Origin of the sequence: Actinokineospora fastidiosa, from assembly GCF_014648415.1 — a bacterium.
Classification (GTDB): domain Bacteria; phylum Actinomycetota; class Actinomycetes; order Mycobacteriales; family Pseudonocardiaceae; genus Actinokineospora; species Actinokineospora fastidiosa.
Map to the genome: position 1 here is coordinate 369316 of NZ_BMRB01000004.1, position 20844 is coordinate 390159.

General features: G+C 72.3%; 18 protein-coding genes and 1 pseudogene. 14 read left to right on the forward strand and 5 right to left on the reverse strand.

Annotation, left to right across the window (positions count from 1 at the left end):
• Positions 1–5: 5 nt before the first annotated feature.
• From IEY98_RS23770 to IEY98_RS23805, 8 genes are all read left to right on the forward strand, one after another.
• A complete protein-coding gene (locus IEY98_RS23770; protein ID WP_189212824.1) occupies positions 6–1115 on the forward strand; it encodes a monodechloroaminopyrrolnitrin synthase PrnB family protein in 1110 nt (369 codons plus the stop codon).
• 278 nt (positions 1116–1393) lie between these two features.
• On the forward strand, positions 1394–2110 hold the full coding sequence (locus tag IEY98_RS23775) for a response regulator transcription factor (protein WP_189212825.1): 717 nt from the start codon (positions 1394–1396) through the stop codon (positions 2108–2110).
• A 188-nt stretch (positions 2111–2298) separates the two neighbouring features.
• On the forward strand, positions 2299–3630 hold the full coding sequence (locus IEY98_RS23780; RefSeq protein WP_229787297.1) for an aspartate aminotransferase family protein: 1332 nt from the start codon (positions 2299–2301) through the stop codon (positions 3628–3630).
• Positions 3630–4649, forward strand: coding sequence for an NAD-dependent epimerase/dehydratase family protein (locus tag IEY98_RS23785; RefSeq protein ID WP_189212971.1), 1020 nt, complete (start codon positions 3630–3632; stop codon positions 4647–4649). Before IEY98_RS23780 ends, IEY98_RS23785 begins: the two co-directional genes overlap by 1 nt.
• Complete coding sequence (locus tag IEY98_RS23790) at positions 4649–5650, forward strand: glycosyltransferase family 2 protein (RefSeq protein ID WP_189212827.1); 1002 nt, start codon at positions 4649–4651, stop codon at positions 5648–5650. The genes IEY98_RS23785 and IEY98_RS23790 overlap by 1 nt, the downstream gene beginning before the upstream one ends.
• 35 nt (positions 5651–5685) lie before the next feature.
• A complete protein-coding gene (locus IEY98_RS23795; RefSeq protein ID WP_189212828.1) occupies positions 5686–6654 on the forward strand; it encodes an endonuclease/exonuclease/phosphatase family protein in 969 nt (322 codons plus the stop codon).
• A gap of 2 nt (positions 6655–6656) precedes the next feature.
• Entirely contained in the window at positions 6657–7652 is a 996-nt protein-coding gene (locus IEY98_RS23800) for a glycosyltransferase family 2 protein (RefSeq protein WP_229787299.1), read from the forward strand.
• Positions 7649–8731 (forward strand): endonuclease/exonuclease/phosphatase family protein, encoded by a 1083-nt coding sequence (locus IEY98_RS23805; RefSeq protein ID WP_189212830.1) that lies wholly within the window; start codon positions 7649–7651, stop codon positions 8729–8731. Before IEY98_RS23800 ends, IEY98_RS23805 begins: the two co-directional genes overlap by 4 nt.
• Here the strand turns inward: IEY98_RS23805 and IEY98_RS23810 are convergent.
• Positions 8637–10565 carry a glycosyltransferase gene (locus tag IEY98_RS23810; RefSeq protein WP_189212831.1) on the reverse strand — a complete coding sequence of 643 codons (1929 nt, stop codon included), beginning with the start codon at positions 10563–10565 and terminating at the stop codon, positions 8637–8639. The genes IEY98_RS23805 and IEY98_RS23810 overlap by 95 nt on opposite strands.
• A gap of 353 nt (positions 10566–10918) precedes the next feature.
• Between IEY98_RS23810 and IEY98_RS23815 the strand changes: the two genes are divergently transcribed.
• Positions 10919–12457, forward strand: coding sequence for a S8 family peptidase (locus IEY98_RS23815; RefSeq protein WP_189212832.1), 1539 nt, complete (start codon positions 10919–10921; stop codon positions 12455–12457).
• On the opposite strand, the gene IEY98_RS23820 is transcribed toward IEY98_RS23815, so the two are convergent.
• From IEY98_RS23820 to IEY98_RS23830, 3 genes are read right to left on the reverse strand one after another with little or no spacing between them, the layout of a single operon-like run.
• The gene (locus IEY98_RS23820; RefSeq protein WP_189212833.1) at positions 12432–13655 is read right to left on the reverse strand and encodes an FAD-dependent monooxygenase; all 1224 of its coding nucleotides are present in this window, start codon (positions 13653–13655) and stop codon (positions 12432–12434) included. The two genes, IEY98_RS23815 and IEY98_RS23820, sit on opposite strands and share 26 nt — an antisense overlap.
• A gap of 11 nt (positions 13656–13666) precedes the next feature.
• On the reverse strand, positions 13667–14704 hold the full coding sequence (locus tag IEY98_RS23825) for a type III polyketide synthase (protein ID WP_229787301.1): 1038 nt from the start codon (positions 14702–14704) through the stop codon (positions 13667–13669).
• Positions 14705–14708: 4 nt separating this feature from the next.
• Entirely contained in the window at positions 14709–15416 is a 708-nt protein-coding gene (locus IEY98_RS23830) for a class I SAM-dependent methyltransferase (protein WP_229787303.1), read from the reverse strand.
• A 27-nt stretch (positions 15417–15443) separates the two neighbouring features.
• Here IEY98_RS23830 and IEY98_RS23835 point away from each other — a divergent pair, with 27 nt between their 5' ends.
• From IEY98_RS23835 to IEY98_RS33445, 3 genes and pseudogenes are all read left to right on the forward strand, one after another.
• Positions 15444–16238 carry a UbiA family prenyltransferase gene (locus IEY98_RS23835; RefSeq protein ID WP_229787305.1) on the forward strand — a complete coding sequence of 265 codons (795 nt, stop codon included), beginning with the start codon at positions 15444–15446 and terminating at the stop codon, positions 16236–16238.
• 688 nt (positions 16239–16926) lie between these two features.
• Positions 16927–17262, forward strand: a pseudogene (locus IEY98_RS33440) (transposase); the annotation flags it as partial.
• Positions 17263–17291: 29 nt separating this feature from the next.
• On the forward strand, positions 17292–17516 hold the full coding sequence (locus IEY98_RS33445; RefSeq protein WP_373292436.1) for a transposase family protein: 225 nt from the start codon (positions 17292–17294) through the stop codon (positions 17514–17516).
• Between the two features lie 151 nt (positions 17517–17667).
• Here the strand turns inward: IEY98_RS33445 and IEY98_RS23845 are convergent, their stop codons facing one another.
• On the reverse strand, positions 17668–18846 hold the full coding sequence (locus IEY98_RS23845) for a cytochrome P450 (RefSeq protein WP_189212835.1): 1179 nt from the start codon (positions 18844–18846) through the stop codon (positions 17668–17670).
• Between the two features lie 231 nt (positions 18847–19077).
• On the opposite strand from IEY98_RS23845, the gene IEY98_RS23850 reads away from it, so the two are divergent.
• Positions 19078–20226, forward strand: a complete 1149-nt coding sequence (locus IEY98_RS23850; RefSeq protein ID WP_189212836.1) for a carboxylate-amine ligase — start codon at positions 19078–19080, stop codon at positions 20224–20226.
• Positions 20223–20840, forward strand: a complete 618-nt coding sequence (locus IEY98_RS23855) for a UdgX family uracil-DNA binding protein (RefSeq protein ID WP_189212837.1) — start codon at positions 20223–20225, stop codon at positions 20838–20840. The genes IEY98_RS23850 and IEY98_RS23855 overlap by 4 nt, the downstream gene beginning before the upstream one ends.
• The last annotated feature ends 4 nt before the right edge of the window (positions 20841–20844 follow it).

Genomic DNA, 20844 nt, shown 5'->3' on the forward strand with positions numbered 1-20844 from the left:
ACCGGGTGGCGGTCGAGCGGGTGGAACAGTGGCTGCGGCGGGAGTTCGTCGCGTACAACACGGAACTGGACGAGGCGTACTTCGCCGAGCGCGCCGAGGTGCTGCTCGGCGTGCCCGCGCTGGACCGGGTCAAACGCGCCCTCTACACCGAGGGCCTGGAGCTGATCTCCGCGATCGACGCCTATCCGGACTCGCCAGCCGAGCGGTACAGCCTGCTCGGCGCGGTCGGGTTCTACCTCGGCGCCTGCAGGCGGCACGGCATCGACGACGAGCCGCGCGCGGCGTGGGCGCTGGCCGACGAGCTGGGCGCCGGGCTCGGCGTCGCCCCCCGCTACGTCTTCGCCCACCAGTCCACCCACAACCTCGCGGTCGACGGCGTGTGCAGGCGGTTCACCACACTGCCCGACGAGGCGAACTTCACCACCACGAACGGCCTGGCCGTGCTCGCCTACCAGCGGGCCGCCGCCGCGCTGCGGCGCGTGGCGGACGTCGGCGTGTCCAGTCCACTGGCGACGTACCTGTTGGAGGACGCCAAGTCCGCGCTGGACGACGTGCTCTCGTTCAACCGCACACTCGGCAAGTCGCTGGACGTCGACCGCTTCTACCTCAACATCCGGTCCTACTTCATGTCCCACCGCGTCGGCTCGCGGGAGTACCGCGGGGTCAACGCCGGGGACTTCGCCGCGGTCAACGAGATCGACCTGGTGCTGGGCCTGTGCTCGGCGCGCTATCCGTTCTACCAGCACGTGGTGACCGAGAAGTACCCCTATGTGCCGCCGGAGGACCAGCCCCGGCTGCGCGCGGCGATGACGGCCCGGCCGCTGCTGGGGCTGTTCCTGCGCGACCCGCACCCGCAGAACGCCGAGCTGTTCCTCGCCGTCTGCCGGGCCCACGGCGCCGCCTACGCCCACCACCACTCGCGGCTGGTCCGGCACTTCCTGGAGGGGCCCGCGCGCGCCGCCCGGCGCCAGGAGGACGTGACCGCGAGCGGCCCGCCGCTGGACGTCGTGGTCGAGGGCCTGGCGCGGCTGGCCGACCTGCGCGCCGCCCGCGACCGTCCCGGCCTGACGACGGCGCGGTCGGGTCTGGACGCCCTGCGCCGCGCGATCGGCTGAAGCGGCGGGCAAAGCGCCGCCGTTCCCCCAACTGCTCACGCGGATGAATCCGAATGCCGGGAATAGCTGTCTCGGCTAACGATCTGCTCGGGCGAGCGCAATTCTATCGAGTGCGGCAACCCGCCGTCGCCGAACGGCGGGACTTCCGTCGCTGGGGTGATGGGATCGCTCTCAGCTTTCCGCCTTCCGGCCGATCTTCTGACGTTGTCGGCCCAGCCGGAGTGGGTGGCCGGCTAACCTGATCCGGTCCCACAATTCCGGCACAGGAGAACCCACCGATGGCGGCAGCGCGCACCAATAGATACTCCGATCGGACCACTCCGGTCGCGGTGGTCCTGGCCGACGCCCACCCGCTGGTGCGGACCGGTCTGCGGGTCGTGCTGGAAGCCGACCCGGCCCTGCGGGTGGTCGGCGAGGCGGTGTCGATGTCCTCGCTGACCATGGCGGTGCGCACCCACCGCCCCGCCGTGGCCGTGGTCGATGTCGAGTTGCCCGGCGTCGACGCCGCGGCCGATCCGGCCAGGGCCAAGGCCCGCCTCGGCGACCTGCCCGCGCACGTGCTGCTGGTCGGCGAGACCTGCGACCCCGAGCTGGTGCTGCGGCTGGTCACCGACCGCGTCCGCGGCTTCGTGCGCAAGAGCAGCCCGCCGCCGGAGCTCTCCGGCGCGGTGGCCGCCGTCGCGGGCGGGCACGCCAGCCTGCCCGTCGAGGTGGCCGGGCGGCTGCTGGACAGCTACCTGCTCGACGCCTCCGGCCACGACGAGCTCGACGTGCCGCTGACCCGGCGCGAGCGCGACGTGCTGCGGCTGATGGTCGAGGGCAACTCCACCGCCGAGATCGCCAGCGCGCTCGTGGTGCAGACCAGCACGGTCAAGTCGCACATCTACCACCTGCTCAGGAAACTCGGCGTCAATGACCGCGCGCAGGCCGTCGCCCTGGCCTATCGCTCGGGAATGCTACGCTCGACGATAGCCCAGCACAGCGTCACCGGATAGGTATTCAGCCGCCGGGCTGAGATCGCCGAGGCGCTATTCCAGCCGTCGAGGCGAAGACGCGACGACGCCCGGATGAATACGGTCTGAGAATGCCCGACCTCATTAGCGTCGAGGAGTGCGAAGCGCTCTCGACGAAACAAGTGCACGACTTGTACCGGCGTCACGTCAGCCGCAGCCAGGTCTCCCTCATGACCTCGTTCGGATTCGGCCGCGAATTGGTCGAGTCCGCCGAGGGGGCGTGGCTGCGCACCCGCGACGGCAGGCGGATCCTGGATTTCACCGGCGGGGTCGGCGTGCTCAACCACGGCCACAACCACCCGCGCATCCTGGCCGCCCGCGCGCGGTTCCAGGAGAACCGGCGGATGGAGGTCCACAAGACCTATTTCTCGCCCTACGTGGCCGCGCTCAGCCACAACCTCGCCCAGCTGCTGCCCGGGGACCTGGCGATGTCGTTCTTCCCCAACTCCGGGGCGGAGGCCGTCGAGGGCGCGGTCAAGCTGGCGTACAAGTACCACGAGGGCGCCCGCAACACGATCCTGCACGCCGACATCAGCTTCCACGGCAAGCTGCTGGGCTCGGGCAGCCTGACCGGCGGCGCGCAGAACCACTTCGCCTTCCCCGGCATCCCCGGCGTGCGCCGCTTCGCCTACGGCGACCTGGACTCCGTGCGCGCCCAGGTCGAGCAGGCCAGGGACGCGCGCGGCCGCTGCGACGTCTACGCGATCCTGATCGAGCCGTTCAGCGCGTCCACGATGACCGTCTGCTCCGAGGAGTTCCTGCGCGGCCTGCGCGAGCTGTGCACGGCCGAGGACATCGTCCTGGTCTTCGACGAGATCTACACCGGCTGGGGAAAGACCGGCAGCCTGTTCCACTTCATGCGCTATCCGGGACTGGTGCCGGACGTGCTCACCACGTCGAAGTCCTTCGGCGGCGGCAAATCGTCCATCTCGGCCTATATCGCGCGCGAGCCGGTCTTCCGCAAGGCCTACGACAACCTCGCCGACTCGCTCATGCACTCCACAAGTACGACTTATTACGGGTTCGGCGAGGAGACCGCCACGGCGATCGAGGCGGTCGCCATCGCGGTCGAGGACGACTATCCGAAACGGGCGCGGATGCTCGAAGACGTCCTGCTCCCGGGACTGGGAGCGCTCCACAAGCGCTATCCCGACGACATCGCCGACATCCGGGGCGCAGGCGCGCTGTGGGGCGTCTTTCTCGATTCCGGATCCCGAATGCTCGACCTCGTCGGACGGCTCATTCCCGGCGGCCTCGGCCGCGACCCGCAATTCCGCACCAAGGTCGTCACCTGCTCGGTCATCAACGCCCTCTACCGGGATCACGGCGTGTACGCCTACTACACCCTCAACGGCCGCAACCCGCTCGTGGTCGGCCCGCCGCTGGTCGCCGAGCCCGAGGACGCCGAGTACTTCCTGGACAGCCTCGACGCCGTGCTCGCCAAGGGACTGCCCCGACTGCTGACCGACTTCGTCCGGGAGAAGGTGACCTCGCTGTGGTGATGAAGGTGCTGGTGACCGGCAGCGCGGGCGTGCTGGGCGGCAGCCTGGCGGCGTCGCTGAGCGCGAGCGGCCACGAGGTGCACGGTGTGGACGTCCGGGAGGCCGCCGTGCCGGAGGCGGCGCACCACGTCGCCGACGTGCGCGACACCGCGACCCTGCGCGGGCTCGCCGCCGGGATGGACGCCGTCGTCCACACCGCGTCCGCGCTGCCCAGCTACCCCGCCGACCAGATCAGGTCGGTCGTTGTGGACGGCACCCGCTCGGTGCTCGACGCCGCGCACCGGGCGGGGGTGCCGCGCGTCGTCCACATCTCCTCGACCGCGGTCTACGGCCTCCCCCGGCTCGTGCCGACGCCCGAGGACTACCCGCAGGTGCCCGTGGACACCTACAGCGCGGCCAAGGTGGACGCCGAGGTCGTCGCCCGCGAGTACCGCGCCAAGGGCATGTGCCTGTCGGTGATCCGGCCGAAGACCTTCCTCGGCCCCGGCCGGATGGGCCTGTTCGCCATGCTGTTCGAGTGGGCGCGGGAGGGCCGCAACTTCCCCGTGCTCGGCCGGGGCGACGTGCGCATCCAGATGCTCGCCCTGGAGGACCTCGTCGAGGTGATCGGCACCGTGCTGCGCGCCGAGCCGGACGTCGCCAACGACACCTACAACGTCGGGGCCGCGGAGTTCGCCACCCTCCGCGAGGACTTCCAGACCGTGCTCGACGCCGCTGGGCACGGCAAGCGGGTCGTGTCGCTGCCGATCGGACCGGCGCTGGCGATGCTGCGCGGGCTGGAGCGGGCCAAGCTGTCCCCGGTGTACGGACGGCTGCTGAGCAAGCTCAAGGCCGACTCGTTCGTGAGCATCGACAAGGCCGCCGCCCGGCTGGGCTTCGCGCCCAAGTTCTCCAACCGCGACGCCATCCTGTCGACCTATCGCTGGTGGACCGAGCAGCCGCCGGCCACCGGCAGCGGCACCTCCTCGCGGGAGCCGTGGCGGCAGGGCGCGTTGTCGCTGGTGAAGGCGCTGTTCTGATGAAGGTGTCGGTGATCGTCCCGAACTACAACTACGCGCGGCCCCTGGAGGAGTGCCTGCGCGCCGCGCTCGCCCAGACCTACCCGGACACCGAGGTCGTCGTGGTCGACGACTGCAGCACCGACGACTCGCCGCGGGTGGCGGAGTCCTTCGGCGTGCGGGTCGTGCGCACCCCGCGCAACGTCGGCGCGCCCGCCGCCCGCAACCACGGCGCCGAGCACACCGACGGCGACGTGGTGATGTTCGTCGACTCCGATGTGGCGCTCGCCCCCGACGCCGTGGCCCAGGCGGTGGCGGCGCTGCGCGCTGACGACTCGGTGGGCGCGGTGTGCGGGATCTACGACCCGGACCCGATGTTCGTCGACAGCCTCGCCGAGCAGTACCGCGGCCTGCAGCTGCACTACTGGCAGAAGGAGGACGAGGGCCACATCACCACGTCCTACACCGCGATCCTGGCCGTGCGCCGGGAGGTGTTCACCGCGCTGGGCGGCTTCCACCCGACCATGCGGCACACCGACAACGCCGAGTTCGGCGCCCGGCTGTCGCTCAACCACCGCATCCTGCTCACCTCGGCCGTGCGCGGCAGGCACGACTTCGACGACAACCTGCGCATGGTGCTGCGCAAGATGTTCACCCGGGCCCGCCTGACCATCCCGATCTACCTGCGCCGACCGGAGCTGAACGGCGGCCTCAGCGGCGGACCGCGCGCCTACGCCAGCCTGATCACGCTCGCGGCGCTGGCCACCGTGCCGCTGCCGTTGCTGTTCGGCCCGGCGCTGGCCGCGGTCCCGGCTGGCGCGCTGGCCGTGGCGCTGGTGTGCGACCGGGGGCTGTTCCGGTTCGTGCGGCGCCACCGCGGACCGGTGTTCCTCGGCTACTTCATGGGCGTGCACATGATCGTCAACGCGACGGTCGCCGCGGCGGCGGTGGCGGGGGGTGCGCAGTGGGTGCTCTCCCGGCGGTTCCGCCGGATGTACGACGGCATGCCCGGCTGGGCCTAGCTGTCCAGGCCGTCGCGATCGGCTGGACGGTGGTCGTGCTCGGACAGCTCGCGCTGTCCGGGCGCGTCTGGTGGTGGGCGATGGTCGACCTGGCGATGACGCCGGTGGTGGTCGTCGCGGTCCCCCTGCTGGTCGGCGCGGTCGCCGCCTACCTGCGGCGGATGGCCGCGATCGGGCTGGCGGTGCTCCAGCTGGCCGTCGCCCAGTTCGGCGGCCAGGCCGACCTCGGCGCGCTCGCCGCCTGCGCGGACGCGCCCGCGCACACCCTGCGGGTCACGTCGTGGAACACGCTGTACTGGCACGTCGACTCCGACCGCGACGCCTTCTACGCACTGCTCCGCGAGCAGCGCGCCGACGTGCTGGTCCTGCAGGAGTACATGGGGCACGACGCCTGGGTGCCGCGCCCGATCGACGACCTGCCCCGGCTGCGCGCGGAGTTCCCCGGGACGCACATCGCCGCGGCCGGGGAGCTGCTCACCGTGTCCCGCTTCCCGATCGTCGACCAGCGCGTGCTCACCGCCGAGCCCGCCGAGCCCGCCACCGGCTGGCGGGAGTACTGGACCCACCGCGTCCTGCGGACCGACCTCGACATCGCCGGGCGCGTCCTGTCGGTCTACAACGTGCACCTCGCCGACCCGATCGACATCGCGGTGAGCCCGCTGAGCGTGGAGTTCCTCACCTCGGCCGAATACCTGGGCCGCTGGAAGGCGGCCCAACTGGACCTGCTGCGCGCGGAGCTGGCCGCCAACCCGAACCCGGTCCTGCTGACCGGCGACGTGAACTTCCCGCCGGGCTCGGGCGAGGAGCGCGCGCTCGAACCGCTGTCCGACGCCGCGTGCGGGGCGTTCCTGCCCACCACCTTCGCCTTCCGCGGCCTGTGGTGGTGGCGGCTGGACCGCACGTTCACCAGCGAGGACGTGCGCGTGCACGAGCACGCCGTGCTCGACCCGCGCGGGCAGTCCACCCACAAGTTGCAGAACCTCGTAGTGTCGATCAAGGAGTGAGCGTGCTGGTCTCGGTCATCGTCCCCAACTACAACGGCGCCCGCACGCTGCCGCTGTGCCTGGCATCGGTCCGCGCGCAGACCTACCCGGACATCGAGCTGATCGTCGCCGACGACGCCAGCACCGACGACTCGGCAGCGATCGCCGAGGCGCACGGCGCGCGGGTCGTGCGCGGCGCGGTCAACGGCGGCTGCGCGGTGGCCCGCAACCTCGGCGTGGCCGCCGCGTCCGGCGACGTCCTGTTCTTCCTGGACTCCGACGTGGCCATCGAGCCGGACGCGGTTCAGCGCGCGGTCGACCTGCTGGCGGCCGACCCGTCCGTCGGCGGGGTGTGCGGGGTGGAGGACCCGGAGCCGCTCATCCCGGGCGGCGCGGTCAAGCGCTTCCGCGCAATGCAGTACTACTGGTGGTCGATCAGCTCGGAGGGGCCGATCTCCTTCCTGTTCCCCAACATCTGCGCCATCCGCGCGTCGGTGTTCGCCGAGACGGGTCCGTTCAACCCCGCCCTGCGCCACACCGAGGAGGTCGACTACGGCCACCGGATCAACCACGCGCACACGCTGCTGCTCACCGCGCAGGTCCGCGGGCGGCACGACCACGACGGGAAGCTCAAGGTGCTGCTGCGCAAGCTGTTCCACCGCGGCCGGATGCGCATCCCGCTCTACATGGGCGCCCGCCGGTTCGCGAAGGGCTTCGAGACGGCGACCCGCGCCTACGCCGCCGTCGCCGCGCTGCTGGCCGTGGTCACGCTGCCGTCGGTGCTGCTCGGCCCGCTGTGGGCGCTGCTGCCCGCCGGGCTGTTCGCGCTGTCGGTCGGCCTGGACGCCGGGATGTACCGCTTCGCCGTCCGGCACGCGGGCGTGCTGTTCCTGCCCCGCTTCGTGGCGCTGCAGTTCCTGGTGAACGTCACGATCGCGCTCGCCGTCGGGGTCGGCGTGCTGCACTGGCTGACCTCGCCGCGCTTCCGCGGCATCTACACCACGGGGGTCCCGGCGTGAGGTGGTGCCGCGGCAGCAGGCTCCTGGTCGCGGCGGCGGTGGGGTGGGCCGGGTTCGTCCTGGCCCACCTCCGGCTGTCCGGCCGCTGGTGGCTCTGGTCGGTGGTCGACGCGTTGCCGCCGCTGACGTTCACGGCCGTCCCGCTCCTGGTCATGGCCGCGCTCGCCGCCGTGCTGTGGCGCGGGCTGACGGTGCCGCGCGCGGCCCGCTGGTGGGTGGTCGTGCCGTCCGTCGCCGCGCTCGTCACCGGGCTCGGCCTGGCCGGGTTCACCTGGGGCGAGGCGCGGCCCGCCCCGCGCGACGCGGTCCGGGTGTTCGCGTGGAACACCGAGTATTGGAGCCAGCACGACGACCCCGATGCCTTCCACGCCTTCCTCAGACAGCAGGACGCCGACGTGTACCTGTTGCAGGAGTACGTGCACCACACCGACGGCGAGCCGGACGTGGTCAAGGCCCACTCGCCCGTGGACGACACCGAACGGCTGCGCCGCGAGTTCCCCGGCTACACCATCGTGGCCCGCGGCGAGCTGCTGACCCTGACGCGGTTCCCGGTCGTCGCCCGGCCGCTGGTCGGCCCCGACCGGCCGGGCCTGCCCTGGCCGCTGGAGTTCCGCGACGCGAAGGTCCTGCGCACCGACCTCGACGTCCGTGGCACGGTGATGTCGTTCTACAACGTCCACATCCCCGTGCAGTACAACTTCGCGGGCGCCTTCCTCGCCCACATGGCCGACGCGGCGGGGGAGCGGCGGGCCCACTTCGCCGCCCTGCTCGCCGACGTGCGGGCGAACCCCCGGCCCGTCGTGGTCGCGGGCGACTTCAACACCAGCCCCAGCATGGGCGAGCTCGACGCCGTGCGCGCCGTCGTCCGCGACGCCGCCGAGGCGGGATCGGAGGTGTACCCGACGTCCTGGCACGTCGGTCCGTTCGGGTGGCGGCTGGACTGGGCGTTCACCTCGCCGTCGGTGCCGGTGCACCGCTACGGGTTCACCGATCCGCGAGGACTGTCCGATCACCGTCCGCAGGAGCTGCTGCTCTCCCCGCCGCCAGCAGCGACACACCCGCCGCGAGCAGTTCGCTGACCAGCACCGCGATCCGGCTCAGCACGAGCACCGCGGCCACGGACGGCCACGGCAGGATCGTGGCCAGCGGAAGCGCCAGCACCACCTCGCGCGCGCCGATGCCGTCGGGCACGACCACCACCAGGCTGCCCACCAGCATCGCCAGGGCGAACCCGCCGACGCACACCGGCAGCGCCGGACCGGGGTCCGCGCCGAACAGGACCGCGAGCGCCCACAGGTGCAGACCCGACACCAGCCACGACACCAGGGAGAACCCGATCGAGGCGCGCACCGCCCTCGGCGAGGCGAACCGGTCGGGCCGTTCCCGCCTCGCCAGCCGCAGGGTGAGCGCCGACAGCCGGTTGACCGAGTCCGGCCACACGAACACGGCGACCGCGACGGCCGCCGGGACCGCAACAGCCCACGCGGTGTCCGCGGGCACCGCCAGCAGGCCGACCACGGCCGCGGTGAGCAGCCCGATCGGGATGTTGAGCAGGTACACCGCCACCATGCGGGCTGGCGTGATCCCGGCGGCCTTGCCGTAGCGCACGTGCGTCAGCACCGCCCACACCCGGCCCGGCACCAGCTTGGTGACCATCCCGACGAAGAAGATGCGCGCGCTGTCGCGCACGCCCACCCGGGGTCCGCTGTCCACCAGGACGCTCCGCCAGCCCAGCATGGCCAGCACGAGCCCGCCCGTGTTCGCCGCGACCGCCGCGCCCAGCATCGGCGGCGCTGCGGGGTCGCCCAGCGTGTCCGCCAGCGCGGACCACTCCAGCGACCGCAGCGCCCACAGGACGAAGACCAGCACCACGGCGGTCACCACCACCGTGACGGCCCGACCCAGCCATCGCGGCCGCGCCAGCCTGCTCGGCCCGAAGTCCTTGTCCACCAGAAACCGCAGCGCGCCGACCGAGGCCCCCGCGACGATCGCCAGGTGCAGCAGGAAGTGCACCGCCGTGAACCCCACCAGGAAGCCGGGACCGCGCTCGCGCAACACATAGCGGGACAAACTCGGCTCGATCACGGCGAACACGCCCACCATGGCGGCGGCGACGATCAGCGCCTCCGTCCACACCAGACTAAACGGCAGCGCGGCGACGGCCAGCCCGGCGGCGGCGACCCCGGAGAACCGGTTGGCCCGCACCCCGCCCCGGCCCGCGCCGCGCTCCACCAGCGCCACCGGGACGAGCAGCTGAGCGCGCTTGAACTGGGTGCGCAGCAGGGGGAGCAGCGCGGTCTCGTCGTCGTGGCCGCCCTGCACCGAGTCGGTCAGCAGGATGCCGAAACGCGGATGCAGGCGGTCGGAGTACTCCACGTCCTCGGACTCGCGCAGGTTCTCGTCGAACGGCCCGACCTCGTCGAACACCCGGCGCGGCATGGCGGCCAACGCGAAGAACGCCGTGCGCACCCGGCCCGCGTGCCGTTCATGCCAGTGACGGCTGTGCAGGAGGCGGTAGCGCGCGATGAAGCCGTCCTCGTTCAACGGCTCCGTCGTATACATCCCGTGCACGCATCCGAGGTCCGGCTCGGATTCCAGCAGCCGCACCGCGCTGGCGATCGCGTCGGGCTCCAACGCGACATCGGAGTCCAGGAAGAACAGCACGTCGCCGGAACTGGCGGCCACGCCCCGGTTCCGCGCGCCGGACGGGCCGGTGTTCACCTCGGCGGGCACGACAACACAGCCGTGCCGGGCGGCGATCTCCCGCGAGTCGTCGGTGCTGCGGTCGTCCGCGACGACGATCTCCAGCGGCGGGTACGACTGCGCGTGGAGCGCGCGCAGGCACGCCTCCAGGGTCTTCGCGCTGTTGTAGCAGGGGATGACCACCGACACCGTCGGTCGGGCGTGCTCCATGCCCCGACGCTAGGGGCGCGGCGGCGGTCCCGTCATCGGTTCCCGGACTGAACTCCACCCGTCCCCTCTCATCCGCATGGCTGTCCGACCGGTATGACGCGCCCGCGCCCCGGACTACACGCCGCGCCCGTGAATTTCCCCCTCGCGGGATTTACCGCTTGCCGGTCTCGCGCCAAACCGGCAGGTCACCACCCACGGGACGGGCGCGCCCTGACGATCGTCGGTTGGCCGAAGCCCCTGCCGTGCTTACCGTTCCCCCTGTCCGCCTCCCCTGCATGGGCGGACACACCACACCCGCGCGGGCCGTCCCTGCTTCCGGCCCGCGCGGGCTACGCGAGGGAGAACAGCGCAAGATGACGCATGTTCGGAAGAAACTGGCCTTGGTGGGCATGGGCGCGCTCACCGCGGTGGCTGGCGGAGTGCTGACCGCCATGCCCGCCGAGGGCGAGGTGCTGTCCGTGGCCGACGCCATCAGCGGCAGCTACATCGTCGTGCTCAAGGGCGGCTCGTCGACCGAGGCGGCCCGCGAGCTGACCGCCGAGCACGGCGGCCGGGTGGACACGGTCTACACCAGCGCGATCAGCGGCTTCAGCGCGGCCATGTCCGACCGGGAGGCCCGCAGGCTCGCCGCCGACCCGAGGGTCGCCTACGTCGAGCAGAACCACCGGGTCGAACTGGCCGACGTCCAGCAGAACCCCACCTGGGGCCTGGACCGCGTCGACCAGCGCGACCTGCCGCTGGACAGCCGGTACGAGTACACCGCGACCGGCGCCGGGGTCAACGTCTACATCATCGACACCGGCATCAACATCAACCACCAGGACTTCGGCGGCCGCGCCAAGCACGGGCGCGACACGGTGGACAACGACAACGACACCAGCGACTGCCAGGGCCACGGCACGCACGTGGCGGGCACCGCGGGCGGCACCGCCTACGGCGTGGCCAAGGGCGCGACGCTCATCGGCGTGCGGGTCTTCGGCTGCTCGTCCACCGGCACCGCAGCCGACATCCTGGAGGGCATCGACTGGGTGACGAGCAACGCCGTCAAGCCCGCGGTCGCCAACCTGAGCCTGCGCACGGGCAAGTCGACCGCGACCAACGACGCCGTCCAGCGCATGATGGACTCCGGCGTCGTCACCGCCGTCGCCGCGGGCAACTACGGCGACGACGCGTGCGACGACTCGCCGTCCAGCACGCCCGACGCGATCACCGTCGGCGCGACCGACCGCAACGACGGCCGCGTCGACAACCAGATCTGGACGTCGAACTACGGCCCCTGCGTCGACATCTGGGCGCCGGGCGACAACATCGTGTCCGCCGCGTACAACAGCAACACCGGCACGGCCACCAAGAGCGGCACCTCCATGGCCACCCCGCACGTCGCGGGCGCTGCGGCGCTGTACCTGGAGGGCAACCGGACCGCGAGCCAGCTGACCGTGCGCGACGCGCTGGTCGCGAACTCCACCAAGGACACGCTGACCAACCTCGGCGCCGGGTCGCCGAACCGGATGCTCTACACCGGCTCGGGCGGCACCACGCCGCCCACCTGCGCGCCCGTCACCAACAGCGCCGACGTGTCCATCCCGGACGCGGGCGCCGCGGTGACCAGCTCGGTGACCGTGTCCGGCTGCACCGGCACGGCGTCGGCGTCGACCAAGGTCGCCGTGGACATCCGCCACACCTACGTCGGCGACCTGCAGATCGACCTGGTCGCGCCGGACGGCTCGGTGTACCGGCTCAAGAGCACCAGCAACGACTCCAGCAACGACGTCAACACCACCTACACGGTGAACGCGTCGGCTGAGACCGCGAACGGCACCTGGCGCCTGCGCGTCCAGGACCGCTACCGCGCCGACACCGGCTACATCAACTCCTGGACCCTGACGGTCTGAGGCACCCGTTGACGGACCGCGTCAGGGCAGCCAGCCCCGACGCGGTCCGCGCCGTTCCCGCGACCACGCCGTCCGGACGCACCAGGCGGTTCCCGACCACGGCGAAGTCGTCGTAACTCGCACCCGGCAGCACCTTGCCGCCCCCGCGCCGCACCAGCGGCCCGCCGCGCAGCCGGGGCGCGACCTCGGCCATCGGCAGGTGCGCGGCCGCGCGCAGCAGGCGTTGCCGGGCGCGGCCACCGGTCATGGCCCACCCCAGCAGCCGCGCCGCCCGGATGGTGGTGAGCGCGTGGGGGAGCCGTTCGGCCTGGTAGGTGTCCAACAGCTCGTCCGGGGCGCCGCGGTCGAGCACGTAGTCCAGCTTCCACGCCAGGTTCACCGCGTCTCGCAGGCCCGCGCCGAGTCCCTGCCCGGCGAACGGGGGCGTCAGGTGCGCGGCGTCGCCCAGCAGGAACACCCGGCCCAGCCGCCAGCGCTCGGCGACCCGGGCGTGGAAGGTGTAGACGGCGCGGCGGATGACCGTCGGACCGTCCGGTGGGGACAGTGACCCGCCGTCCTCGCCGGGGCGCAGCCGGAACTCCCAGCGGTAACGGTCTCCCACCACTCGCATGAACGTCGCCGGGCGCTCGGCGCACACCTGGTGCACGCCGTCCCACATGTCCACCGGTTCGGGGGACACCGCGTCCACCACCAGCCACCGCTCGGCGGGGCGCAGCTCCCGCACTCCGATGCCGAGCGAGCGCCGGACCACGCTGTCGGCCCCGTCGCAGCCGAGGACCGCCTCCGCCGCGATCCGCGTGCCGTCCGCGCACACCACCACCGGACCCGGCTCGACCGCCACCACGTCCACGCCGCGCCGGATGACGCCGTCCGGCAGCGCGGCGGCGAGCACGGCGTCCAGCGCGGGCTGGTCGAACAGGGACGCGTCCGGGTGCCCGAACCGGCCGACGGGCGCGCGGCGGAACTCGGCCAGCACCCGGTGCCCGGCGTCGACCAGCCGCAGTCCCGGCATGGCCCGGCTGATGCGCAGGAACGGCTCCAGCACCCCGGCCCCGCGCAGGATGTCCACGGCCTCGCCGTCCAGGTGCACCGCGCGGGGGAGCGGGTACGGCTCCGCGTGCCGCTCCAGGACGGTCACGTCCATCCCGCGCCGGACCAGCAGCAGCGCGGCCGTCATGCCGACCGGGCCTGCCCCCACGATCACGACGCTCAGGGCTCGGCCACCATCAGCGCGCCGGACAGGGTCAGGCCCGGGCCGAACGCCATCGCCACGACCGTCTCCCCGGGGGCCGGGGCTAGGCGGCGCAGGATCAGCCCGACTGTCGCCGAGGAGCAGTTGCCGTAGTCGGCCAACACCCGGCGCGACTCGGCGAGCGCGGTGTCCGGCAGCCCCAGGCCCTGTTCGACCACGGTCAGGATGCGCGGCCCGCCCGGGTGCACCGCCCAGTGGTCGACGTCGGCCGCGGTGAGGCCGTGCGGGTCCAGCAGGTCCTTGGCGAGCAACTCCACCTCGACGCCCAGCACGTCCGGCACGCGGCGGGACAGGCTCATCCGGAAGCCGAGGTCGGTCACGTGCCAGGTCATGTGGTCGCTGGTGTCCGGGTGCGTGCGCCACGCGGTGTCGACCACGCGCAGCCCCGGCCCCCGGTCCGGTCGCAGGACCAGCGCCACCGCGGCGTCGCCGAAGAGGGCGTGGCAGACGATCTGCTCGGGGTCGTCGGTCGGCGGTTGGGCGTGCAGGGAGGTGAGCTCCAGGCAGAGCAGCACGGCGGGTCTGCCGTTGGCGTTGACGTAGTCGCTGACGCTGTCCAGGCCGGGCAGCGCGGCGTAGCAGCCCATGTGCCCCACCAGGAGCCTGCGCGCCCTCGGGTCCAGCGGCAGCGACCCGGCCAGCGCGATGTCCACCCCGGGGGTGCCGTACCCGGTGCAGGAGGCGACGGCGAGCAGCCCGATGTCGCCCGCGTCCAGCCCCGCGTCGGCCAGGGCCGCGGTGACGGCCTGGTGGGCCAGCGGCGGGGCGGCCTCGGCGTAGCGGCGCATCCGCGCCGCCGTCGACCAGTGCGCGACGTCCTCGCTGCGCGGGTCGGCCACCGCGTGCCGGGTGCGCACGCCGGACGCTGCGAAGATCCGCTCGGCCGCTCGGCTCCCGGCCAGCGCGCCGCTGAAGTGGGTGTCCCACATGACCCGCTGGTCGAAGGCCGGGGGCACGGCGACCCCGATCCCGGCCACCACGGCCCGTCGTTCCACCGTCTCATCCCACCTTCCGGCCGACGCCCTGGAACAGCACACCCGTGTCCCGCACCGGCCGGAGCCGGACGGAGTCCCGCCTGCCCAGCAGCCAGCCCGCCACGTCGGACAGGACGGGCCGGATGCCGCGCAACCGCAGCGGGATACCCACTTCCGCGGCGACCTTGACCAACGCGGCGCGATCAACCAGCAGCCGGGGATCGTGCACCCCGCGCGGCGCCATCCCGGGCACCCGCTCGGCGACGCCGATCGCCACGAACCGGCACCGCCGGGTCGCCGCGAGCGTGTCCAGCACCAGCAGCCCGCCCGGCGCCAGCACCCGCCCGATCTCCCGGACCGCCGCGTCGAGGTCCGTCACGTGCTCCAGGATCTCCCCGGCCACGACCACGTCGGCACACCCGTCGCGCAGCGGCACCCGCAGGACGTCGCCCCGCACCGCCGTCACCCCGTGCTCCCGCGCCTGCCGCAACCCGCTCGCCGACATGTCCACCCCGATGTGCCGGTATCCGCGCACGTGCGGGGCCAACAACCCGGCCCCGCACCCCAGGTCCACCAACACGGCCCCCGCCCGTTCCGGCGGCGGCACCAACTCCCCCCGGGCGGCGGCCAGCCAGTGCAACATGGCGAACACACCCCGAGGCCGCCACCACTGGTCGGCGAGTCGGTCGTAGAGGCGGATGTCGTTCCTCGGCAACTGCTCGGTCGGTGGCACGTGCTCCAGGCTGGCACACTCGGGCCCGTGCAGCAGGCCGTGCGGACCGGAGCCGCCCTAGCGATGGCGTGCCACCCCGCGCCCACCCTCACCGTGACGGCCCTCGCGGCGGCCTTGGCGGCGGCAGCGGACAGGACGGTCCCCGAGGTCGTGGGCCTCGCTGCCGCTGTCCTCTGTGGACAACTCTCGGTGGGCTGGCTGAACGACCTCGTCGACGCCTCCCGCGACGCCGCCGTGGGCCGCTCCGGCAAGCCGGTGGCCGAGGGCCGCGTGTCCCGTCGGACGGTCGGTGCAGGCGTGATCGTCGCCGCCGTGGCCGCTTTGGCCCTGACGTCTCTGTTCGGCCTGACAGCCCTCCTGGCCCACACGGTCGCTTTGGCGTCGGCCTGGGCCTACGACCTGGGCGTCAAATCGACAGCCTTCTCGGTCGTCCCGTACACGGTGTCGTTCGCTTTGCTACCGGTGATCGTCGGTCCGGCTCCGCTGTGGCTGATGGCCGCAGCCGCCACCCTCGGCAGCGCAGCCCACTTCGCCAACGCGATTCCCGACTTGGCGGACGACCTGGCGACGGGAGTACGCGGCCTACCGCACCGAATCGGCGCACGCTCCTCGATCCTGGCCGCAGCCGCCCTGATGCTCGCCACCGGCGTCCTACTAGCCCTAGGCCCACCAGGCCCACCGACACCCCTGGCACTGGCGGCACTGGGAGTAGCGGGCATGATCCTGGCGATCGGAGTCGCAAAAGGCGGCAGAGCCCCCTTCGCAGCGGTGATGGCAGTAGCCCTAGTAGACGTAGCCGTAGCAGTCCACGTACTAACCTGACCGCTCCCTCGAACCCCGCGATAAAGCAACGCAACCACCCACACACGCAACACGCGTGACGCTTATGTCCGATGGAGTGGACTTGCATTCGTGGGGAGCGAAGCGGTGCTACCCTTGCTCGGCGCGGAACGGCTTCGCCGCTCCGCCCTTCTTTCCGCGCGCGCCGCTTCGCTTAGGGGCCCCGCGAATGCGAGTTCACTCCATCGGACACCCCAAAAGCAAATCGCGAACCACCTACGCCCCCGCCTGTCGCCCTACGACGCCTGCGCCTCGTCAAAGGTGTGCGGAGGAGGCGGTTGGGGCGGAGTCGGAGGCTTGAGCTGCGCACCCAAGGTTCGGAGCGCGATTTGATCCTTGGGCGTCCGATGAGCGTTATGCGGGTGATGTGGGTGTGATCGGCGCCTCGGGGCAGCGCAACGGCCTCTGTCGTTAAGATCGTTTCCTACCACAGAGACGATTCACGAAGAGGCCGTTGCGTGACAGAGAATATCACCGGGCTCACCGATGCCCAGGTGCGGGAGTTGTCGGAGCTGTTCGCCGAACGGGTGCCGTGGGATCCGCGCCGCCGGTTCACCCCGGCCGGGCGGTGGTGCTGGCGTTGGAGGCCTGGCGCACCAACCTCGCCCAAGCGGTGCTGGCGAAGTTCTATCGGGTGCACCAGAGCACCATCTCGCGCACGGTGCGGCTGGTGACCGCCGTCCTGGCCGTCGAACTGGCTCGCCTGGACCCGCCGGTCACCGTCGTCCCGGACACCGCGTTGATCATCGACGGCACCCTGATCCCGACCGGGAACAGGCGCGATGTCACCGGAACCCGCTCCGGACACCGACGCCGACACGGCATGACCGTCCACGTCGCCGCCGACCTGCACGGCCGCGTCCTGGCCGTCTCCGACCACGAACCCGCGGCACTGCAGGACATCACCGCCTTCCGCGCCTGGCGCCTGGCCGAACAACTCGACCGACCCCAGACCCTCGCGGACAAGGCCTACCAAGGCAGCCGCATGACCACCCCACACAAGAAACCACGCACACCGACTTCCCCGACCCCGACATGCGCGAGTTCAACCGACAACTGTCCGCGATCCGCGCAGCCGTCGAACGCTGCATCGGACACCTCAAGAACTGGAAGATCCTGGCCACCGGCTACCGCGGCCGCATCACCGAACTCCCCACACTCATCCAACTCATCGTCCGACTCGAACGCCTACGAACCACCTGGCAGAACCATCTACGCATAACCCTCGATGGGGTGAACCCGCATTCGCGGGGCCCCTAAGAAAAGCGGCGCGGGCGTGGAAAAAGGGCGGAGCGGCGAAGCCGTCCACGCCCGAGGTAGGGTAGCACCGCTTTTCTCCCCACGAATGCGGGTTCACCCCATCGGACGGTTATCTGGGGCGTGTTGCGTAGGTGGGTGGGCGCGTTGCTTCTTATTTGGTTTTTGTTAGTGTCAGTTTGAAGGGGTTCAGGTTTGCTGGCATTGGTCCCGTCAGGGGTTTCTTTGGGGTTAGGTCTGCGCGGCTGAGTAGGGCGTGGATCAAGGTTGAGGTGATGAACAGGACCAGGTTTCGGCCCGGGCAGCCTGCTGGGCCTGTGCTGAACGGGAGGAGGGCCGGGTTGAGGGCGGCCCTGCCGTCCAGCCAGAGGTCCGGGTCGAAGCGGTCGCCGGAGTCTCGGTGGAACAGGGGGGTGATCACGGCGACGGTGGTTCCCGGTGGGCCCCAGTCCGTGGCCTCTGTGGTGTCTCGGAGGATGGCGGGGGTGGTCGGCCACAGGCGGAGTGATTCGAGTACGCAGGCCCTCAAGACGGGACGTTGGTCGGTCTCGTCGCGGAGGCGGGCCAGGATCTCCGGGTGGCTGGTGACCAGGGTGAGGGTGCGCATCACCGCCATGCCCGCGGCGTCGAAGGCGAAGAGCCACTGGGGGAACTGGTCGACCGCCTGGGAGCCCTGGGCGGCGGTGAGGCCTGCGAGGCTGCCCGGCTCGGCGCGGTCGAGGTGGGATTCGAGGCGTTCGGCGAAGCGTTGGCGGCGGCGTTGGCGGCGGGGGTGCAGGTAGGACCAGTTGCCGTCGGCGCGCAGCGTGTGCAGGAGGTCGATCAGTTCGACGTCGTCGCGGGCGCCCTTGCCGAGGGTGATGCGGCGGACCAGGCGCCACCAGCCGTCGGCGAAGGTGGGCCAGTCGAGGCGGTCGTGTTCGAGCATCGCCTCGGCCTCCGCGCTCACGGCGGCGGCGAACGGGGCCGACAGGCGGTGCATCGGGAGCGGGGTGTCCAGCACGTGCTCGGTGAACCGGCGGCGGTCGCGGCGGGCGGCGGCGGGGGAGATGAGCAGGCCGTGCGGCTGGAAGTGGCGGAGCGCGGCGACCTTCTCCCGGTTCGCCGGGGAGAACGGCACCGGCGTCTCGGCCAGCACGAGCGCGGCGTCCTCGGCGGACAGCGGGATCACGAACCGGCGCTTGCCCAGCCGCACCGAGGCGGGACCCGGGCCGTAGCGCACGCGCATCCTGCGGAGCTCGTTCAGCATCGCCTGGTAGGCGCCCGCCTTCGTCAGCAGGCCGACCGTCCGCGGTCTGCGCACGACCAGACCGCTCGCCACCAGCGGAAACACGACGCGCAGCCCCAGTTTGGCTGCGTCGCTCCGCGAAATCGCCGTCAAGGTCCGCGGCACGGCCGTGCGTGTCATGACCGGGGGTACCCTCCCCGTCCCGGGCCGCAAACCGACCCGTTCGGTGGCTGCGCGGGCGGCGGGGCGTCGCGGAATCTCGTCCTTGGTGTGCCGCCCGCCCGCTGCCGCCGCACCATGATGGGGAGCCGACTTCGGCCGCGATCGGAGCAGCCCATGCACACGACCGACCCCCGAAGCCGCGTCGACGCGGGAGCCACCCTCGGCATCGAGGAGGAGTTCCTGCTGGTCGACCCGCGCACCGCAGAACCGGTCGATTGCGGCCCCGCCGTCATCGACCAGTGCCACGGTTACGGGCCGTGGACGCCGCAGTACGAGTACGCCCGCAGCCAGGTGGAGGTGGCCACCGGCGTCTGCCACACCGCGGCGGCGGCCGCCGCCCAGCTCACCGACGCCCGCGCCCGGCTCGCCGAGCGGGCCCGTGCCCACGGCGCGCTGCTCATCGCGACCGGGGCGCCCATCGTCGCGTCCCGCCCCATCACCCTGACCAGCGGTGACCGGTACGCGCGCATCGCCACGCACTACGGCGGCATGTTCTCCGACTACCAGTGCTGCGGCCTGCACGTGCACGTCGGCGTGCCCGACCGGGACGCGGCCGCCGCCCTGCTCAACTACGTCACGCCCTGGCTGCCGACCCTGCTGGCGCTGTCGGCCAACTCGCCCCTGCGCCAGGGCAGGGACGCCGACTACGCCAGCCTGCGCGCGCTGGCCCAGGCCGCCTTCCCGGCCGCGGGCCCGCCGCCGTGGGTCGAATCGGCCGCCGACCACGACCGCCACATCGCCCGGCTCGTCGACTGCGGCGCGTTCACCGACGACCGCATCACCTTCTGGCTGGCCCGGCTCTCACCGCACCTGCCGACCATCGAGATCCGGGTCGCCGACAGCGTGCCGACGCCCGCCGACGCGATGCTGCTGGCCGCCCTGTGCCGGGCCATCGTCGTCACCGCGGCCTCCGACCTCGCCGCGGGCATCCCCGCCCCGCGCCCCGACCGCGACACGATGGCCGCCGCCCTGTGGAGCGCGGCCCGCCACGGGATGCGCGGCGCCGCGGTCGACCCGGTCACCCGGCGGCGCACCAGCGCCCGCCGCCGCCTCGCCGCCCTGCTCAACTGGGTGCGGCCCGCGCTGGCCGAGTTCGGCGAGCTGAGCATGGTCACCTCCACGCTCGCCGAGCTCTCCCGCCGCGGCACCGGCGCCGAGCTGCAACGCGTCGCCGCGCCCGGGGGGCCCGCCGCGGTCGCGGCCATGCTCGCCGCGCAGACGACGGGATTGACCCCGGTCGAAGCGGGATACACCCCGGTATGAGCGCCGAGCCGTACGTCCCCGACCGGGGGACGCTGGACGACCTGCGCGCCGCGGTCCACACCTGCCGCGGCTGTGACCTCTACCGCGACGCCACCCAGGCGGTGTTCGGCGCCGGGCCGGACACCGCCCGGCTGGTCCTGGTCGGCGAGCAGCCCGGCGACCGCGAGGACGTCGAGGGCGAGCCGTTCGTCGGCCCCGCGGGCCGCATCCTCGACAAGGCGCTCGCCGAGGCGGGCATCGCCAGGGACGAGGTGTACCTGACCAACGCGGTGAAGCACTTCAAGTTCCAGCGCTCCGAACGGGGCAAGACCCGCATCCACAAGACCCCCGGCCGCACCGAGGTGGTCGCCTGCGCGCCCTGGCTGGCCGCCGAGATCACCCGCGTCGACCCCGAACTCGTGGTCTGCCTCGGCGCGACCGCCGCCAAGGCCCTGCACGGCCCGAAGTTCCGCATCACGACCGACCGGGGCCGCGTCCTCCCCGCTCCCGACGGCCCCTTCGCCGGCCGCGACGTCCTCGCCACCACCCACCCCTCCGCCGTCCTGCGCGCCCGCGACGACCGCGACGAGGTCTACGCCGGACTGGTCGCCGACCTGCGGGTGGCCGCCGCCTAGTCCG

Coding starts and splice junctions, on each gene's coding strand:
- IEY98_RS33445 (WP_373292436.1), top strand. CDS start 17,292: ATGCGCGAGTTCAACCGACAACTGTCCGCGATCCGCGCAGCCGTCGAA.
- IEY98_RS23790 (WP_189212827.1), top strand. CDS start 4,649: ATGAAGGTGTCGGTGATCGTCCCGAACTACAACTACGCGCGGCCCCTG.
- IEY98_RS23780 (WP_229787297.1), top strand. CDS start 2,299: ATGACCTCGTTCGGATTCGGCCGCGAATTGGTCGAGTCCGCCGAGGGG.
- IEY98_RS23855 (WP_189212837.1), top strand. CDS start 20,223: ATGAGCGCCGAGCCGTACGTCCCCGACCGGGGGACGCTGGACGACCTG.
- IEY98_RS23785 (WP_189212971.1), top strand. CDS start 3,630: ATGAAGGTGCTGGTGACCGGCAGCGCGGGCGTGCTGGGCGGCAGCCTG.
- IEY98_RS23775 (WP_189212825.1), top strand. CDS start 1,394: ATGGCGGCAGCGCGCACCAATAGATACTCCGATCGGACCACTCCGGTC.
- IEY98_RS23815 (WP_189212832.1), top strand. CDS start 10,919: ATGACGCATGTTCGGAAGAAACTGGCCTTGGTGGGCATGGGCGCGCTC.
- IEY98_RS23810 (WP_189212831.1), bottom strand. CDS start 10,565: ATGGAGCACGCCCGACCGACGGTGTCGGTGGTCATCCCCTGCTACAAC.
- IEY98_RS23850 (WP_189212836.1), top strand. CDS start 19,078: ATGCACACGACCGACCCCCGAAGCCGCGTCGACGCGGGAGCCACCCTC.